The organism is Kitasatospora sp. NPDC101155, from assembly GCF_044768305.1.
GTDB lineage: Bacteria > Actinomycetota > Actinomycetes > Streptomycetales > Streptomycetaceae > Kitasatospora.
In genome coordinates, this window is record NZ_JBIWPN010000004.1 from 416188 (window position 1) to 434090 (window position 17903).

Annotated in this window: 15 protein-coding genes, 1 tRNA gene and 1 pseudogene; 10 read left to right on the top strand and 7 right to left on the bottom strand. The window is 73.0% G+C overall.

Annotated elements, in window-relative coordinates:
• Positions 1-41: 41 nt before the first annotated feature.
• The 7 genes and pseudogenes from ACIRYZ_RS08640 to ACIRYZ_RS08670 form a co-directional block, all read left to right on the top strand.
• Positions 42-773, top strand: coding sequence for an ABC transporter substrate-binding protein (locus ACIRYZ_RS08640; RefSeq protein WP_402941371.1), 732 nt, complete (start codon positions 42-44; stop codon positions 771-773).
• Positions 770-1747 (top strand): ABC transporter permease, encoded by a 978-nt coding sequence (locus ACIRYZ_RS08645; RefSeq protein ID WP_402941373.1) that lies wholly within the window; start codon positions 770-772, stop codon positions 1745-1747. The genes ACIRYZ_RS08640 and ACIRYZ_RS08645 overlap by 4 nt, the downstream gene beginning before the upstream one ends.
• The gene (locus tag ACIRYZ_RS08650; RefSeq protein WP_402941376.1) at positions 1744-2598 is read left to right on the top strand and encodes an ABC transporter permease; all 855 of its coding nucleotides are present in this window, start codon (positions 1744-1746) and stop codon (positions 2596-2598) included. The genes ACIRYZ_RS08645 and ACIRYZ_RS08650 overlap by 4 nt, the downstream gene beginning before the upstream one ends.
• Before the next feature lie 43 nt (positions 2599-2641).
• On the top strand, positions 2642-3598 hold the full coding sequence (locus tag ACIRYZ_RS08655) for an ABC transporter ATP-binding protein (protein WP_402941379.1): 957 nt from the start codon (positions 2642-2644) through the stop codon (positions 3596-3598).
• Positions 3591-4388: an ABC transporter ATP-binding protein gene (locus tag ACIRYZ_RS08660; RefSeq protein WP_402941382.1), complete on the top strand. Its 798-nt coding sequence runs from the start codon at positions 3591-3593 to the stop codon at positions 4386-4388. Before ACIRYZ_RS08655 ends, ACIRYZ_RS08660 begins: the two co-directional genes overlap by 8 nt.
• A 368-nt stretch (positions 4389-4756) precedes the next feature.
• Positions 4757-5944 (top strand): agmatine deiminase family protein, encoded by a 1188-nt coding sequence (locus ACIRYZ_RS08665; protein WP_402941384.1) that lies wholly within the window; start codon positions 4757-4759, stop codon positions 5942-5944.
• Positions 5945-6012: 68 nt separating this feature from the next.
• Positions 6013-6117, top strand: a pseudogene (locus ACIRYZ_RS08670) (DUF4436 domain-containing protein); the annotation flags it as partial.
• On the opposite strand, the gene ACIRYZ_RS08675 reads toward ACIRYZ_RS08670, so the two are convergent.
• The 6 genes from ACIRYZ_RS08675 to ACIRYZ_RS08700 form a co-directional block, all read right to left on the bottom strand.
• A complete protein-coding gene (locus tag ACIRYZ_RS08675) occupies positions 6069-6476 on the bottom strand; it encodes an agmatine deiminase family protein (RefSeq protein ID WP_402941471.1) in 408 nt (135 codons plus the stop codon). The pseudogene ACIRYZ_RS08670 and the gene ACIRYZ_RS08675 overlap by 49 nt on opposite strands.
• Before the next feature lie 258 nt (positions 6477-6734).
• Positions 6735-7772: an agmatine/peptidylarginine deiminase gene (locus ACIRYZ_RS08680; RefSeq protein WP_402941387.1), complete on the bottom strand. Its 1038-nt coding sequence runs from the start codon at positions 7770-7772 to the stop codon at positions 6735-6737.
• Between the two features lie 240 nt (positions 7773-8012).
• Positions 8013-8591 carry a TetR/AcrR family transcriptional regulator gene (locus tag ACIRYZ_RS08685; RefSeq protein WP_402941390.1) on the bottom strand — a complete coding sequence of 193 codons (579 nt, stop codon included), beginning with the start codon at positions 8589-8591 and terminating at the stop codon, positions 8013-8015.
• 359 nt (positions 8592-8950) lie between these two features.
• Positions 8951-10345 (bottom strand): MFS transporter, encoded by a 1395-nt coding sequence (locus ACIRYZ_RS08690; RefSeq protein ID WP_402941393.1) that lies wholly within the window; start codon positions 10343-10345, stop codon positions 8951-8953.
• Between the two features lie 6 nt (positions 10346-10351).
• Entirely contained in the window at positions 10352-11164 is an 813-nt protein-coding gene (locus tag ACIRYZ_RS08695; RefSeq protein ID WP_402941396.1) for a glycerophosphodiester phosphodiesterase, read from the bottom strand.
• Positions 11165-11351: 187 nt separating this feature from the next.
• The gene (locus ACIRYZ_RS08700) at positions 11352-12509 is read right to left on the bottom strand and encodes an alkaline phosphatase family protein (RefSeq protein ID WP_402941401.1); all 1158 of its coding nucleotides are present in this window, start codon (positions 12507-12509) and stop codon (positions 11352-11354) included.
• A 183-nt stretch (positions 12510-12692) separates the two neighbouring features.
• Here ACIRYZ_RS08700 and ACIRYZ_RS08705 point away from each other — a divergent pair.
• From ACIRYZ_RS08705 to ACIRYZ_RS08715, 3 genes are all read left to right on the top strand, one after another.
• Positions 12693-12766: transfer RNA gene (locus ACIRYZ_RS08705), tRNA-Met, on the top strand.
• 194 nt (positions 12767-12960) lie between these two features.
• Positions 12961-14382: a phytoene desaturase family protein gene (locus tag ACIRYZ_RS08710; RefSeq protein WP_402941404.1), complete on the top strand. Its 1422-nt coding sequence runs from the start codon at positions 12961-12963 to the stop codon at positions 14380-14382.
• Between the two features lie 142 nt (positions 14383-14524).
• Complete coding sequence (locus tag ACIRYZ_RS08715) at positions 14525-16840, top strand: HelD family protein (protein ID WP_402941407.1); 2316 nt, start codon at positions 14525-14527, stop codon at positions 16838-16840.
• Positions 16841-16848: 8 nt separating this feature from the next.
• Here ACIRYZ_RS08715 and ACIRYZ_RS08720 read toward each other — a convergent pair whose 3' ends face one another.
• A complete protein-coding gene (locus ACIRYZ_RS08720; protein ID WP_402941409.1) occupies positions 16849-17841 on the bottom strand; it encodes an alpha/beta hydrolase in 993 nt (330 codons plus the stop codon).
• Positions 17842-17903: the final 62 nt, after the last annotated feature.

The window sequence follows — 17903 nt, forward strand, 5'->3', positions numbered from 1 at the left end:
ATCGGCGGACGCGAGTGGTCGGGGGCCGTGAGTCGACGCGAGTGGTCGGCAGCGCCGGGACTCATCCGGGTCCGCAAGGCGTTGTCGCTGGCGCTCGACCGCTCCGGCTTCGTCAAGACCGGCCTGGCCGGCGCCGGCACCGTCACCGGCTCGCTCACCACCAAGGCCGCCTGGGGCGGGGCCCCGAGGACGTCCGCAAGAGCGCCTTCGAGAACCTCACCCCCACCGCCCAGGACCTCGACCAGGCCAAGGCCCTGATCAAGGAGGCCGGCGCGAGCGGCAAGACCGTCACCGTCGCCACCAGCACCATCGGCCAGGACGTCTCGCTGCTCGCCACCGCCGTCCAGTCCGCCGGCGCGCAGATCGGCCTGAACGTCCAGCTCAAGACCATCGCGCCGAACGCCTTCACCGCGCTGTTCACCGACCCCAAGGCCCGGGAGGGCCTGGACCTCTTCCCCGAGACCTACTACGACTCGGTGACCGACCCGCTCGACCTGCTGGCCAACTTCAAGACCGGCGCGTACCAGAACTTCGGCGGCTACAGCGACCAGGCCTACGACGGGCTGGTCGACCAGGCCACTGCCGAGTACGACCCGGCCAAGCGCGCCGCGATCGAGGCCAAGCTCCAGCAGACCGCCTCCCAGCAGCTGCTCTGGATCCCGGTCGCCGAGTGGCCCACCGCTCTGTTCCTCAGCAAGCGGATCACCGGCGCCCCGACCACCATCTCGTACATGTACTACCCGTGGGCCGCCGACGTGGGGGCCGCCCGGTGAACTCCCCCGGAGCGATGGGCTTCCTGAGGTTCGCGGCCCGACGCCTGCTGGAGATGGCGGTCACCCTGCTCGGCGCGTCCTTCGTGGTGTTCGGCGCGATGTACCTCGCGCCGGGCAACCCGGCGAGCTTCCTGCTGTCCGGCCGGTCGGCCTCCCCGGAGGCCCTCCAGGCGATCAACGAGCAGTACCACCTGGACGACCCGTTCCTGATCCGCTACCTCCGGTGGCTGGGCCAGGTCCTCCAGGGCGACTTCGGGCGTTCCATCACCTACCGCACCGACGTCTCCAAGCTGCTCGCCGACCGGCTCCCGGCGACCATGCTGCTGGTGGCCATGGCCCTGGTGGTCGTGGTCGTCGTCGGCCTGGTGCTCGGCCGGCTCGGCGCGGTGCGCGGCGGCGCGACCGACTCCACCATCCTGGTCACCACCACCTTCGCCCTCGGCACGCCCTCCTTCGTCGCGGCCGTCCTGCTGCAGGGCCTGTTCGCGGTGAAGCTGGGCTGGTTCCCGACCAGCGGCGCCGGGGACGGTCTCGGCGACATGCTCTGGCACCTCACCCTCCCGGCGATCGCCCTCGCGCTGTACCTGATCGGCATGCTCGCCCGGGTCACCCGCTCGGCGATGCTGGAGGCGCTGGAAGGCGAGCACGTCACCGTCGCGCGCAGCCGGGGCGTCCCGGAGCGCGAGGTGATCAGCCGCCACGTGTTCCGCAACGCGCTGGGCACCGTGCTGACCACCGGCGGCCTGATCGTCTCCACCCTGCTGGTCTGCACGATCCTGGTGGAGTCCGCCTTCAGCATCGGCGGGCTCGGCCAGCTGCTCGAACTGTCCACCACCACCAAGGACTTCCCGACCGTCCAGGCCATCTCGCTGATCATCGTGGCCCTGTTCATGACCGTGAACCTGATCGTCGACCTGCTCCACCCGCTGGTCGACCCCCGGGTCACCCTCGGCTCCAGGAGGTCCGACGCATGAGTGTCGCCCTCACCCGCCGCCCCGGCCTCGCCCGGATCAAGTCCGCCGGCGGCCCGCTCCACCTGATCTGCCTCGGCTTCGCCGCCCTGGTGGTGCTCGCCGCGCTGCTCGCGCCCTGGCTGGCGCCGTACGACCCGAACGGCGTCGACCTCGGCAACGCCCTCGCCGGGCCCTCGCCCGACCACCTGCTCGGCGTCGACGCCGCCGGGCGCGACACCCTCTCCCGGCTCCTGCTCGGCGCCCGCACCTCGCTGCTCGGCCCGCTCGGCGTGGTCGCCTTCTCCACGGTCGCCGGCACCGCGGTCGGCCTCGCCGCCGGCTGGCGGGGCGGCTGGCTCGACTCCGTCCTGTCCCGCAGCACCGAACTGGTCTTCGCCTTCCCCGGCATGCTGCTCGCCATCCTGATCGTCTCGGTGTACGGAGAGGGCCTGCTCGCCCCGGTCGTCGCCCTGGCGATCGCCTACCTGCCCTACGTCTCCCGCCTCACCCGCTCCCTGGTGCTGGCCGAACGGACCCGGCCCTACGTCTCCGCGTACCAGGTCCAGGGTCACTCGGCCCTGCAGATCTGCCTGCGGCACGTCCTGCCCAACATCGCGCCGATCGTCCTCGCCCAGTCCGCCGTCAACTTCGGCTACGTCCTGATGGACCTCGCAGGCCTGTCCTTCCTCGGAGTCGGCGTCCCCGCCCTCACCCCCGACTGGGGCCGGATGGTCTTCGACGGCCAGACCGCGATCCAGCACGGCTACCCGCTCTCCGCGATCCTGCCGTGCGCCCTCATCGTGCTGACCGTCGTCGCCTTCAACGTCGTCGGTGAACGCTGGGCCGACCAGGTCGCCCGGAGGTCCGCATGAACGGGAAGCACGTGAACGACCACCGCACCACGGGAAGGACCGCGTGAACGCCCTCGACATCCAGGGCCTCCGGCTCCGACTGCCCGGCACCGCCCGCCCCGTCCTCGACGGCGTCGACCTCACCGTCGGCGTCGGTGAGACCGTCGCCCTGGTCGGCGAGTCCGGCTCCGGCAAGACCCTCACCTCCCGCACCGCCCTCGGCCTGCTGCCGCCGGGCGCCGAGACCGAGGGCAAGGTCCTGGTCGACGGTCAGGACGTCCTGACCATGGAGCCCGACCGGCTGCGCGCCCTGCGCACCGGCCAGGCCGCGATGATCTTCCAGGATCCCCGGGCCGCCATCAACCCGCTGCGCCGGATCGGCGACTTCCTCACCGAGAGCGTGCGGCTCACCGGCACGATGAGCGCCGCGGACGCCGACCGGCGGGCCGTGGAACTCCTCGACGCCGTCGGTCTCGGACCGGAGCTGCTGCGCCGCTACCCCGGACAGCTCTCCGGCGGCATGCTGCAACGCGTCATGATCGCCGCCGCCCTGATGGGCGACCCGGTCCTGCTGCTCGCCGACGAGCCCACCACCGCGCTGGACGTCACCAGCCAGGCCGAGGTGGTCGCCCTGCTCGGCCGGCTGCGCGAACGCTTCGGCACCGGCCTGCTGTTCGTCACCCACGACCTCGGCCTCGCCGCCGCGATCAGCGACCGGGTCTACGTGATGTACGCCGGGCGGATCGCCGAACACGGCCCCGCCTCGGCGCTGTTCGAGCAGCCCCGCCACCCGTACACCGCCGCCCTGCTCGCGGCCACCCCCGCGCTGGACGCCCCGGCCGGCCGGCTCGCCGCCATCGACGGCCAACCGCCGGACCTGCAAAGGGAGTTGACCGGCTGCGCGTTCGCCGAACGCTGCCGCCACGCGACCGGGATCTGCCGCGAGCAGGTGCCCGCCCAGCAGGGCGAGCACCCGGCCGCCTGCCACCACCCGCTCGAAGGGAGCCGCACCGATGGCTGAGCCCGTCCTGCGGGTCAGCGGACTGCGCCGCACCTTCGGCAGTGTGCAGGCCGTGGACGACGTCTCCTTCACCCTCGACGCCAGCGGCTCGCTCGGCATCGTCGGCGAGTCCGGCTCCGGCAAGACCACCACCGCCCGGATCGTGGTCGGCCTCGAACAGGCCGACGCGGGCGAGGTCCTGGTCCACGGCCGGGCCCGGAGCGGCCGGGCGCGGGGGAGGGCCGAACGGCTGGCCCGCGCCCGGGAGGTCCAGATGGTCTTCCAGGACCCGTACCTCTCCCTGGACCCGCGCACCAGCGTCGAGGCCGTGCTCCGCGAGACCCTGCGGCTGCACTTCCCCGACACCGACCACCCGGCCCGGATCCGGGAACTCCTCGACCAGGTCGGCCTGGGCACCCGGGCCGCCGAGGCGCTGCCCCGGCAGCTCTCCGGCGGCCAGCGCCAGCGCGTCGCCATCGCCCGGGCGCTGGCCGTGCGACCGGCCGTCCTGGTCCTGGACGAGGCGGTCGCCGCCCTGGACGTCTCGGTCCAGGCGCAGGTGCTCAACCTGCTCGCCGACATCCGAGAGGAGACCGGCATCGGCTACCTCTTCATCACCCACGACCTCGGCGTGGTCCGCTGCGTCACCGACGAGGTGATCGTGATGCGCCACGGACGGATCGTCGAATCCGGCCCCACCGCCCACGTCCTGGACTCCCCGGAGCACGCCTACACCAGGCTGCTGCTGGAGTCCGTCCCCCGGCCCGGCTGGGATCCCGACCGGATCGCCGCCGCGCGCCGCGCACTGTAAGACGGCCCGGGCGGCCCGGCGCGTTCCGCCGTAGAAAGGACGACCGTGCAGGTCACCATCGACGAAACCGCCGCGACCGAGCCGGCCGTGCACCCGGCCCCCGACGCCGCCGCCACTGGCGGTTCACCGCCGTCCTGGCGGTGGTCATCACCCTCTGCGGAGCGGGGATCGGGCTGTACCTCAACGAACGCAACACTCCGAACACCGGCTGCGCCGCGAGCGGGAGGCCGCGGAGGCCGCCGACGCCTCCTGAGCGGACGGCGTCCGAGCGGATTCCCCCGAACGGCGGAGGCGTGCCGCACCGGACCCTGACCTTCCTGTCAGTAGCCTGCGGAGCCGAACCCCGACACCTACCGGAACGAGGCTCCATGGCTCACCCCCGGCCGTCCCGCCGCGCCCTGCTGCAGTCCGGGGCCGCGCTCGCCGCCCTGGCCCTGGCCGGCGGCTGTTCCTCCGACGGCGGCGCGGAGGAGCAGCCGTCCGGCCCGAACGGGACGGCGTCGGGAAGTCAGGCCGCCAAGGCCCGGGCGATGCCCGCCGAGTCGAGCCCGCACACCCGCACCTTCATGGCCTGGCCGGCCCTGGAAGAGGTGTGGGGCAACCAACTCCCCGGCGTCCGGCAGGACATCGCCGGCCTGGCCCAGGCCGTCGCGGGCTTCGAACCGGTCGTCCTGCTGGCCAGGCCCGACCAGGCCGACCAGGCACGCCAGGCCTGCGGTTCCTCGGTCGAGGTGCTGGAGCTGATGGTCGACGACCTGTGGGCCCGGGACACCGGCCCGACCTTCGTCACCGGCTCCCATGACCTCGCCGGGATCGACTTCAACTTCAACGGCTGGGGCGGCAAGCAGACCCACGTCAACGACAGTCAGGTCGCCCGCAACCTCCTCGACCACTACGGCATCACCCGCCTCCAGGCCCCGATCACCGGCGAGGGCGGCGGCATCGAGGTGGACGGCGAGGGCACCCTGATGGCCACCGAGAGCTCCTGGGTCAATGACAACCGCAACCCCGGCAAGAGCCGCGACCAGATCGAGGCGAGCTTCAAGGAGCTGCTCGGCGTCGAGAAGGTGATCTGGTTCAAGGGCGTCGCCGGGCAGGACATCACCGACTCCCACGTCGACGCCCTCGCCCGCTTCGCCGAGCCCGGCACCGTCGTGCTGCACCGTCCGGCCGCCGACACCCCGCCGGACGTCTGGACCGCTGCTTCCGCGCAGGCCCTTCAGGTGCTGCGGTCCGCGACCGACGCCAGGGGCCGGACGCTCAAGGTGGTCGACCTCCCCGAGCCGGACGTCGCCCTGATCCAGGGCGCGGGCAAGAACTTCCTCGCCACCTACATCAACTACTACGTCTGCAACGGCGGCGTCATCGTCCCGCGCTTCGGCGACAAGGCCACCGACGACCGCGCGGCCGGCATCATCGGCGACCTCCACCCCGGCCGCAAGGTCACCCAGCTGACCATCAACCACATCGCCGCGGGCGGCGGCGGCATCCACTGCGCCACCCAGCAGCAGCCCGTCGCGGCGGGCGCCTCGGCGAGCCCGTCCGGTACGGCATGAGCGTCCGGGGCGGCCCTCCTGGAGGGCCGGGTCACCAGGGCGCGCAGCACCGTCATCCTCGCCTGGTCATGATCGCCGCGATGTGGGCGCTCGGCCTGGCCGTACTGGCCGGTGCGGAGGTGCTCTACCGGGGCGGCCAGGGTTTGGTCCGGCCCTCGCTCGGCTGGATGGCCGCGACCCTGTTCGCCCTGGTCGGGGCGCGCAACGCAGCACCGGGCTCGCCGCCGGTCAGGTCCTGCGCAGGATAACCATGCTTGCCGCCCCAGCCGTTGAAGTTGAAGTCGATGCCCTTGACCTTGCCGCCCTCCTCGACGAACACCGGCAGGGTGTCCCGGGCCCACAGGTCGTCGACGGCGATCGGCACCACCTCGACGGCCGAGCCGCAGGCCTTCTGCGCGGCGTCCTGCTGCTCGGGGCGGGCCATCAGCACGACCGGCTCGCGCGCCGGGATCGCCTGGGCGAGGCCCGTGACGTCCCGGCGGACGTCCGGGAGCTGGTCGCCCCAGACGTTCTCGGAGGCGGGCCAGGACATCACCGTGCGCAGGTGCTTCTCCCACTCGGCGCCGAAGCGGCGGGCACCCGTGCCGCCCGGGGCGGTACCGCCGGGCTGGGGGGAGGCCGAGGCGGCGTCCCCGGCGTCGAGGTCGTCCAGGTTGTTGCAGGCGGTCAGGCCGAGGGCGAGGACGCACCCGCGCCGGCCAGGTTGTGCATCAGGCTACGGCGGGACATGGCGGTGGTCATACGGCTGCTCCGGCTGTGGTCGGGGGCGGCGGAAGGAGGGGCGGGACGGCTACGGCAGCGGCTCGTGCATGGTCGAGCAGTGGATGCCGCCGCCGCCGGTCATCAGCCGGTCGACGTCGAGCTGCACCACTTCCCGGCCGGGGAAGGCCGCGGCGAGGGTGTCCCGCGCGGCGGCGTCCTTGTAGGCGTCGCCGAACTGGGCGGTGATGACCCCGCCGTTGACGAGGTGGAAGTTGAGATAGGAGTCCACGAACTTGGAGCTGCGGGAGCGGACGGTGTCCGGGCCGTGCACCACGACGACGTGCAGTCGGCGGCCCCGGGCGTCGGTCGCGGCGGACAGGATGGCGAACTGCTCGCGGGCGTCCCGCGCCCAGGCGTCGTTCCGGTCGGCGGGCGGCAGCTGCACCATCACCACGCCGGGCCGGACGAAGCGGGAGGTGACGTCGACGTGGACGTCGGTGATGTCCTGGCCCCTGATCCCGGGCAGCCAGATCATCTTGTCCGCGCCGTAGGCCTCCAGGACGGCGTCCTCGATCTCGTCCCGGCTCATGCCGCGGTTGCGGTTCTTGTTGACCAGGCTGCTCTCGGTGGCCATCACGGTGCCGTCGCCGTCGGTCTCGATCGCGCCGCCCTCGCCGACGAAGTCCGCGTAGGAGTAGCGCAGGCCCCGGCGGGTGGCGAGGCGTTCGGCGACCCGGGCGTCGTCGTAGTGGACCTGCTTGTTGCCCCAGCCGTTGAAGTTGAGGACCACGGCCTCCAGGCCGCCGTAGCCGTCCCGGCGGAACACCGGCGCGGTGTCGCGCATCCACAGGTCGTCGGTGGGGATGGCGCTGATCACCTCCACCGCGGCGCCGCACCGCTCGCGGGCCTTGTCCGCGCTCCAGTCGTCGGGGGCGCACATGACCACCGGCTCGAACTGCGCGATGGTGCGGGCGATCAGGGCGATGTCCTCCTGGACGCCGCCCAGGCGCAGCCCCCAGACGCCCCGGCGGGAGGGCCAGGACATCCAGGTCCGCGCGTGCGGGACGCCGTCGGCGGGCACCCAGGGGTACGCCTCGGTGGATCGGTCATCGCGGTAGTGGCTCATGAGGGTCTCCGGATCGTGCGGCGGCGCCGGGAGGGCGCACGGGGCCGCCAGGTCCACTCTTTGCGGCGCAACGCACCGGCGCACCACGCGAACGGGCCGGCGGCAGCGCCCTGCCTGTGGTTCAGGCTCCGGGTTCAGGCTGGCATTGACTGAAAAATCAGTCAAACTCATCGGCGTGCCATGACTCCCCTGCCGGGGAGTCTGTACGGAGCGTGACCGTTCGCTCGGGGCGGGGCCCGATCAGGAGTCGAGCCGGTCCACCTCGGCGTCGATCGCGTCGACCATCAGCGTGCGGGCGTGCGCCAACGGCAGGCTGCCGCTGAGCCAGCGCGTGCTCAGCCCCTCCAGCAGCGTGGTCAGCCGCTCGGCGGCACCGGCCAGCGCGACCGCCGAGGACATCGGCCGTACGACGCCGAGCAGCTCGGCGATCTCCTGCACCCAGATCCGGGTGGCCCGCGCGAGATCCTCGCGCAGGGTCTCGTCGAACACCGCGCTCGCCCGCAGCTCGCCCCACGCGGTGCTGTTCTCCCGCACCTCGACCGTGTCCTGGAGCTCCAGCAGCAGCGTCTGCTCCAGCTCCTCGCGCGCGGTCAGCGGCGGTGCGTCCACCGGGCGGTCGGTCGTGTAGCGCTCCGCCCGGTCGTTGATGAACTCCAGCGTGTGCCGGAGGATCCCCGTGCGGTCCTTGAAGTGGTAGTAGATGAGCGCGGTGGACACACCCGCCTCCGCCGCGAGCTCCTCCACCCGCAGCCCGCGCACCCCTCGCCGGGCGATCACCCGGGCTGCTGCTTCCAAGATCGACGTTTTACGACTGGCCACGATCCACCACCTTACCCGGGCGCTCCGGCCAAGATCGGGCCGGTCGCCCGAAGGGCCCGCGGGCCCCGGCGGTGCCGGTGGCCCGGCCGGGGAAGATCGAATCCGATCAACTGTCAGATACCGTGCGGCGGCAGGCGACCCGGCCTTCCGCCGGGCGGTCCTCGTCCTCGCCGAGCGCCTGCTCACCCGCTGCGCCGAGGCCCCCGCGACCACCCCGGGCCTCCTCGACGGCGCCGCCGGCCTGCTGCTGGTCCTGCTGGCCGCGACGACGTCCCTACCGCCCTCATGGGACCGGGCCCTGCTGCTCTCCTGAGGCGTCAGGGGAGCGGCAGGGCCCGGTCAGGGGAGCAGCGGTCACGTCACAGCCGCTCGGGCACCGGGTTGCCCACGGCCTCGATGGCCCGGCGCAGCGGCACCTTCACCAGCACCGCGAAGCCGATCACGAAGAACACCAGCAGCGAGATGATCGCCGAGCGGTAGCTGCCGGTGACCTGGTACGCGAGGCCGAAGACCAGCGGGCCCATCCAGCTGGTGCCGCGGTCGCTGACCTTGTACAGGCTGAAGTACTCCGCCTCCCGGCCCGCCGGGATCAGGTGCGAGAACAGCGAGCGGGAGAGCGCCTGGCTGCCGCCGAGCACCAGGCCGATCATGCAGGCCAGGGCGTAGAACCAGGCCGGCTGGTGGGCGGGCATGAAGTAGCCGAGCGCCAGGGTGATCACCCAGCCGACCAGCGAGCCGAGGATGGTCCGCTTGGCGCCGTACCGCTGGGCGATCCGGCCGAGCAGCAGCGCGCCGCCGATCGCCACGACCTGGACCATCAGTACGGCGGTGACCAGCGAGGTCTGGTCCATGCCGAGCTCCTCGCTGCCGAACAGCGAGGCCTGCGAGACGACGGTCTGGATGCCGTCGTTGTAGCAGAGGAAGGCAGCGAGGTAGAGCAGCGTCAGCGGGTGCTTGCGCATGCCCTTCAGGGTCCGGCCGAGCTCCCGCAGGCTGCCCTCGGCGGGTTGGTCGGCCGCGGCGGCGGCCCGGCTGGGCGCGACGCCGGCCCGGGAGGGCAGCCGCAGCAGCGGGACGACGGTGAACAGCGCCCACCACAGTCCGGCCGAGGCCAGGCAGATCCGCACGGCGGTGCCGGAGGACAGTCCCAGTGAGTCGCAGTTCTGGAACAGCGCCAGGTTGGCGATCAGCAGCAGTCCGCCGCCCGCGTAGCCGTAGGCCCAGCCCTTGGAGGAGACCTTGTCGCGCTCGTCGGGGGAGGCCAGGCCCGGCAGGTAGGCGTAGGAGAGGGCGACCGACACCGCGTACGCGATGTTGGCGACCACCAGCAGCGCGCCGCCGAGCAGGTACTTGTCGCCGTCGAGGAAGAACATCCCCATCGTGGCGAGCGCGCCGACGTACGCGAAGCCGCACATCAGCTCCTTGTGCCGCCCGGTGCGGTCGGCGACCGTGCCGGTCAGCAGCATCACCGCGACGGAGATCAGCACGGAGAAGGAGACGGTGTACGGGAAGAACGATCCGGCGCGGATCGACAGGCCGAGCGGGTGCACGTCGCCGGAGGCGTCGGCGGCCTTCTTGGCCACCTCGGTCAGGTACGGCCCGAGGAACACCGTCAGGACGGTGGCGGAGAAGGCGGCGTTGGCCCAGTCGTTGATGTACCAGCCGAACTGCGTCCGGCGCAGGGCGCGGCCGTCGTCGCTGGCGCGCGGCGGGTCCTCCGCCACGTGGTCCTGCAGGTGGTCCGTGGTGCTCATGCGGCCCTATCTCCCCGTGCTGGAGCCGGTGCTGCCGTCCGTCCAGCAGCCGCGCTCGCTGAGGACGTCCCGGAGGACGTCGATGCGATCGGCCATGATGCCATCCACACCGAGGTCCAGGAGAGAGCGGATCCGTGTGGGATCGTCCACAGTCCAGACGTGTACCTGCAGGCCGAGCCGGTGCGCGGCCCGGACGAAGGCCCGGTCGACCACCGGCACGCCCCGGTGCCGCTCCGGCACCTGCGCGCAGATCCCGAGGTACGGCGACGCCCCGCGCTCCGGCCGCGGCGACCTCGGCAGCACCAGCTCGCCCAGCGAGCGCAGCCGCAGCCGCGCCACCTCGCGGGGCCCGAGCGAGGTGGCCAGCCGGGGCCCGACGGCGGCCCGGACGGCGGCCAGGCGGCTGTCGGAGAAGCCGCCGACGCAGACCCGGTCCCAGGCGTTCGTCCGGCGGATCGTCTCGACCAGCGGAGCGACGGCCGGCGCCGCCTTGACGTCGATGTTGAACCGGGCCGCCGGGAATGCCCCGAGCAGGTCCTCCAGCAGCGGCACCGGCTCCGTCCCGCCGATCCGGGCCCGCCTGACGCTCTCCCAGGGCAGCTCGGCCACCGCCCCGCTGCGGTCGGTGACCCGGTCGAGCCGGGAGTCGTGGAAGGCCACCAGCACGCCGTCGGCGGTCGCGTGCACATCCGTTTCGAGGTAGCGGTACCCGAGTGCCACGGCGGCCTCGAACGCGGCGAGCGAGTTCTCGGGATGCCCGAGCTCACCACCCCGGTGCGCGAAGGCGAGCGGCCCCGGATGGTCGAGGAAGGGGTGCATGTGGTGCTCCGAGCTGCGGGGAACGGGTGGCCGCGCTGCCCGTTCCGCGGCCGTCCCGGATCGCGCGCGTTACAGTATTACGCACCCTGTCAAGCAGTAACGATCACTGCCCCGCCTCCCCCGGGGAGCGGGGGAAGCGGGGCAGTGGCGCGGGGCACCCGGGGGTCGGGGACTCGGGGGCCGAGGCTCAGGGGTTGGTGATGAGCACGTCGTTCGGCCGGCCCAGCGAGCTGCCGTCGCGCAGGAGCACCTCGTCGGTGAGCATCGGCACGGTGACCGGCGAGGGCGGGAGCGGCGCCGGCTGGGGCGCGGGGCTCGGGGCCGGCGGCAGGGTGACCTGGCTGCCGAACGCGGGCGGCTTGGGCATGGTGTTGCCGGTGCCCGAGAGGTCGACCAGGTCCGCGAGGCCGCCGTCGTCGTCCACCCGCCGCACGCCCAGCGGCGGCAGGCCGAGCAGCTGGAGGGCGGTCTTGGGCAGGCTGACGTGGGAGCACCAGCGCGAGTCGATGCCGGGGCGGACCCGGCCGCCGAACATCAGCAGCGGCACCCGGGGGCCGAAGGCGAGCTGGACGCCGTCGGAGGTGTACTCCACCTTGGGGGTGTCGACGTGGTCGTCGAAGCCTCCCCAGTCGTCCCAGGTCAGCATGAACACCGTCTCGTCCCAGGAGCCGGCCTGCACCACCGCGTCGACGGCCTGCCAGACCGCGTCCATGCCGAGCTTCACGTCCGCCTTGGGGTGCTCGTCGTACGGGCCGTCGTGCCACACCATCGACAGGGCCGGCAGCGAGCCGTTCCCCGCGTCGTCGAGGAACTGCTGCGAGGGCTTGGCCGAACGCACGATGTTCGCCGACCCCTTGAGCTGCTGGTAGAACTCCACCGGGTACCCGGTGGCGCCGGTGTAGGCCTTCCAGCTCAGGCCGTTCTCCTGGACGTGCCCGGGCAGCGAGGGCAGGTCCCACACCGGCTGGCTGTTGTGCGGAGGGTTGCGCAGCGTGGGGGACTGGCCGCCGGTGATGAGCAGGTGGTTGGGCGTGGAGTTGGTGCCGAAGCCCGAGCAGTGGTTCTCCAGGAACGCGCCGGAGGCCGCCAGCCAGGCGTAGAACGGCAGATCGGTGGCGGTGTCGAACTGCACGTGGGCGGCGGTGCCCTGCTGGGTGAGCCAGCGGTAGTAGGCGTGCCGGTCGTGCGGCGGGTCGGCCACCGGGGGGTTGGGCGAGACGGGCCAGCCGGTGGCGACGTTGGCGCCGTAGGGCGCCATCGAGAGGAAGTAGTTGTCGGTGGTGTGGTTCTCCTGAACCATGATCACCACGTGCTTGATCAGGCCTGCCGGGGACGACGTGGACATGGGCACCTCTCCGGACAACGGGCGTACGTGGACGATCTATTGACGCATGCTCAGCCGTCGCCGACCCGGCGCGCCGGGCCGTCGCTCACCGCAACGGCCCAAGATGCTCCCGTGGCGCGGGGGCGCCGTCCGGGAAACCCGAGTTTGCGATCATCGGGTTTTCGCATATGGTGGTCACACCGACGCGGGGTGGAGCAGCTCGGTAGCTCGCTGGGCTCATAACCCAGAGGTCGCAGGTTCAAATCCTGTCCCCGCTACTACAGAGGCCGGGGCCGACGCGTGATCGCGTCGGCCCCGGCCTCGTTCCGCTCCGTGCGGCCGCCGCGAACCGCGGGTCGGATATCGCACGAGGCGCCGTCAATCCGCCACCGGCATCTAGGCTGACCCCCGTGTGCCGGGTGGGCCGACCCGTTCGCCCCCCGATGGCCCCGGCGAGAGGTGGGCTGACGGCATGACGACGGCCGTGGTGGTCGGCAGCGGCCCCAACGGGCTTGCCGCCGCGATCCGCCTCGCCCAGGAGGGCGTCAGGGTACGGGTGTTGGAGGCGCGGGAGACGATCGGCGGCGGCACCCGGTCCGGTGAGCGGACGTTGCCCGGGCTGATCCACGACGACTGCTCCGCCTTCCACCCCACCGGCGTTGCCTCGCCGTTCCTGCGGTCGCTGGGCTTGGAGGAGTACGGGCTGCGGTGGCTCTGGTCCCAGACGGAGCTCGCTCACCCCCTGGACTCGGGAGCCGCCGGGGTGTTGTGGCGCGACCTGGACCGGACGGCCGAGCTCATGCCGCCGGCGGACGGCAGGACGTGGCGGCGCGTGTTCGGCCGGCTGTCGAGCCGCTTCGACCAACTCGCGGACGACGTCCTTCGTCCCGTCCCGCACCTGCCCGGTTCGCCGCTGGCCTTCGCCGAGTTCGGTGCCCAGGCCGTGCTGCCCGCCTCGTGGACGTCCAGGAGGTGGAGCGGCGCCCAGGCCCGGGCCCTGTTCGGCGGCGCGGCGGCCCACGCCTTCAGCTCGCTGCGCACGCCGTTCAGCAGCGCCATCGGCCTGATGCTGGTCGCCGCCGGTCACGCCCACGGGTGGCCGGTGGCGCAGGGCGGCTCGCAGGCGATCACCACCGCGATGGCGCGGCTGCTGGAGCGGCTCGGCGGCACCGTCGAGACCGGAGTGGAGGTCCGCGAGCTCGACCAGCTCGACCGGCCCGACCTCGTCCTGCTGGACACCGGCCCGCAGGCCGCCGCCCGGATCCTGGGAGACCGCCTGCCGCGCCGGACCGCCCGCGCCTACCGGCGCTACCGGTACGGCCCCGCGGCCTTCAAGGTGGACCTGGCGGTCGAGGGCGGCATCCCGTGGGCCAACGAGCACTGCCGGTCCGCGGGCACCGTCCACCTCGGCGGGACGTTCGAGGAGGTCGCCGCCGTCGAGGAGGCGACCTTCCGCGGCAGGATGGCCCGCCGGCCCTTCGTGCTCGTCGGTCAGCAGTACCTGGCCGACCCGTCCCGCTCGGTCGGGGACCTCCACCCGGTCTACGCCTACGCCCATGTCCCGCACGGCTACCGGGGCGACGCGACCGAGCCGGTCCTCGACCAGATCGAGCGGTTCGCCCCCGGCTTCCGGACGCGCGTCCGCGCCCGGTCCGTCCGTACGGTGGCGCGGATGGGGTCGGACAACGCCAATCACGTCGGCGGCGACATCGTCGGGGGAGCCAACACGGTGCGTCAGCTCGTCCTGCGCCCCCGCCTGGCCGTGGACCCGTACGCGACCGGGGTGCCCGGCGTGTACCTGTGCTCCGCCGCCACCCCACCGGGTGCAGGGGTGCACGGGATGGCGGGTTTCCACGCGGCGGAGTCGGCCCTGAGGCGGCTGGCGAAGCGCTGACGGTGACCGGGGCGTTCCCGGATGGTCGGGGCCGACCTCGAACCGTCGGAGTGGAGAGGGCAGGCGAAGCTGAGTATGCTTCAAACTCGGTAAACAGAGCCATGGCCCATCTCGCCTCATCATAGCATGGAGGGCTGGTAGGTTGTCAAATCCCGACGCGGAGACCGGGCGTGAGCAGGAGTACGTGTCCATGCTCTACGGACGGCTCGACGAACTCAGGCAGCAGTTGTCCGAGCGGATGGCGGCGGTCCTCAAGGCCTCCGGCGGCACGGACCAGGCGAGGCTGGAGCGCAACGTCACCCACGCCATGTACTCCGGCCGGCTGGCCCAGCTCGAAGCCGCCGACCACGGGCTGTGCTTCGGCCGGCTGGACCTGCTCGACCACAGCCGTCTGTACATCGGGCGGGTCGGCCTGTTCGAGGACTCCGAGGAGTCCGAGCCGCTGCTCGTCGACTGGCGGGCACCGGCCGCCCGGCCGTTCTACCTGGCCACCGCGGTGAACCCGGACGGCGTTCGGCTGCGCCGGCACATCAGGGAACGGGGCCGCGTCGTGGTCGACGTCCACGACGAACCGCTCGTGCTGGACGGGCTCGACACCGCGACCGCCGGGGCCGGCCCCGGCGGGCCGGCCGGCGAGACCGCCCTGCTCTCCGCGCTCAACGCCGGCCGCACGGGGCGGATGTCGGACATCGTCGAGACCATCCAGGCCGAGCAGGACCGCATCATCCGGGCCGAGCACGGCGGGGTCCTGGTCGTCCAGGGCGGCCCGGGCACCGGCAAGACGGCGGTGGCGCTGCACCGCGCGGCGTACCTGCTCTACACCCGCCGTCAGCAGCTCACCCAGCGGGTCGTGCTGGTGATCGGGCCGAACCCGACCTTCCTGCACTACATCGGCGACGTGCTGCCGGCCCTGGGCGAGACCAGCGTCCTGCTGGCAACCGTGGGCGATCTCTACCCGGGGGTCCGGGCCGACGCCCCGGAGTCGGCCAAGGTCGCCGAGGTCAAGGGGCGGCTGGTGATGGCCGAGGTCATCCAGGCGGCCGTCCGGGACCGCGAGCACGTGCCCGACGAGCCGATCGAGATCGACTACGAGGGGCAGACGCTGACGCTGGACCCGGCGACCGTGACGCGGGTGCGCGACCGGGCCCGTGGCGCACTGCTCCAGCACAACGTGATCAGGCCGCTGGTGGTCCGGGAGATCACCTCGGCGCTGGCCGACCAGTACGCCGACCTCATCGGAGCCGACCCCTTCGGCGGGCCGCGCCTGCTGGAGGACGAGGAGGTGGAGGACATCCGGCGGGCGATGCTGGAGGACTCCGCGGTGCGGGACGTGCTCGACCTGCTGTGGCCCGAGCTGACCCCGCAACAGCTGCTGGCGGACCTGTTCCGCTCGCCGGAGCGACTGGAGTCGGCGGCTCCGGAGCTCGACCGGGAGGACCGGGCGTCGCTGCTGCGGGACGAGGACGAGGAAGGCCCCTGGTCGGCGTCCGACGTCCCGCTGCTGGACGAGGCCGCCGAACTCCTCGGCGAGGACGACCGGGCGGAGCGCCTGCGCGAGGAGGCGGCCCGGCGGCGGCGGGTCGAGTACGCCCAGGGCGTACTGGACGTCGCGGCGGGCTCGCGGTCCCTGGAGGCGGAGAAGGGCGAGGTGCTGACCGCCTCCGACCTGGTCGACGCCGAATGGCTGGCCGAGCGGACCGAGGAGACCGACCGCCGCACCCCCGCCGAGCGGGCCGCGGCCGAGCGCACCTGGACCTTCGGCCACGTGATCGTGGACGAGGCCCAGGAACTGTCCGAGATGGCCTGGCGGTTGCTGATGCGACGCTGCCCGACCAAGTCGATGACCATCGTGGGCGACACGGCGCAGACCGGAGAGCTGGCCGGCACCGGGTCGTGGGCGCGGGTCCTCGACCCCTACGTCGCCGGCCGGTGGCGGTTCGAACAGCTCACCCAGAACTACCGGGTGCCGGGCGAGATCATGGCCGTCGCGGCCGAGGTACTGGCCGAACTCGACCCGGAGCTGGACGCACCCCCCTCCGTACGGGACTCGGGCGAGCAGCCCTGGCACCTGCGGGTCGAGCCGGGGCGGCTCGCCGAGCGGCTGGCCGAGGTGGTCGCCAGGGAGGCGGCGGGGCTCGGCGGGCGGCGGCTGGCGGTCATCGTGCCGGACCAGCTGCTGCCGGACCTCGCGGAGGCGGTGGTGGCGGCGGTGCCGCAGGCGTCCGTGGGTGAGAACCCCGCGGCGCCGAGCCCGGTGACGGTCGTGGACGTCAAGCAGGTCAAGGGGCTGGAGTTCGACTCGGTGCTGATCGCGGAGCCGGGCCTGATCGTCGACGACTCGCCGCGCGGACTGAACGACCTGTACGTTGCGCTCACCCGCGCCACCCAGCGGCTGGGTGTCGTGCACAGCGGCGAGCTGCCCGCCGCGTTGTGGCGGCTCGCGCCCCTGGGCGGGTGATCACCGGTTCACCGTTGCAGGACGCGTCGTAGCCAGCGGGTGCGGGCGGCGTGGGCGTCCCGGCTGAGGGTCGCGTCCGGGGCGAGGGTGTCGAAGCCGTGGCAGGCGCCGGGCCACACGTGCAGTTCGGCGTCGCCGCCGGCCTGCCAGATCGCGTTGGCGTAGGCGACCGCCTCGTCCCGGAAGGTCTCGGCCGACCCGACCTCGACGTAGGTCGCGGGCAGCCGGGCCAGGTCGGTGGCGCGGGCCGGGGCGGCGTAGGGGGAGAGGTCGGCGGCGCCGTACCGCTCGCCGAGCAGGGCCTGCCAGGCGGTGGCGTTGGAGGCGCGGTCCCAGGTGTCATGGCCGGCCATCTGACGACTGGAGAAGGTGTCGCCGCGGTCGTCGAGCATCGGGCTCAGCAGCAGCTGGCCGAGCGGCGCCGGACCGCCGCAGTCGCGGGTCAGCAGGGTCAGGGCCGCGGCGAGCCCGCCGCCGGCGCTCTTGCCGCCGATGACCACACGCCGCGCGTCCACGCCCAGCACACCCGCGTGCTCGGCCGCCCAGGCGAGTCCGGCGTAACAGTCCTCCAGCGCCCCCGGGAAGCGGGTGCGCGGCGCCAGCCGGTACTCGACGGACACGACCGCCAGCCCCAGCGGCAGCGCCCACCCGCGCAGCAGCCGCGGCAGGACGGACCACGCGTTGCCCGTCACCATCCCGCCGCCGTGCAGGTAGTACAGCAACGGCAGCGCCCCGGGGACCCCGGCGGGCCGCGCGCTGACCAGCATGACGTCGCCCTCGCCGTCGGCCCGGGGAACGCTCAGCTCCGCCACCTCGAACCGGCCGCCGTCGCGCAGCCGTTCGAGCGTCGGGCGGGGCCGGTGAGCGGAATCCCGCTCCTGCCACGCCGCCAGGCCCTCCGGGGTGAGCACCTCCCGCGCCGCCGCGCCGGCGGCCGCCACCGCCGCCCCCACCTGCGGGTCCAGCGCAGGCACCTGCCACGCCGCCGATCCACCCGTCATCCCGAACCCCCTGTGCCCGCTGAACGCCCTGGCCCCGCCCCGGCCATAGCCTGCCAGTTTTG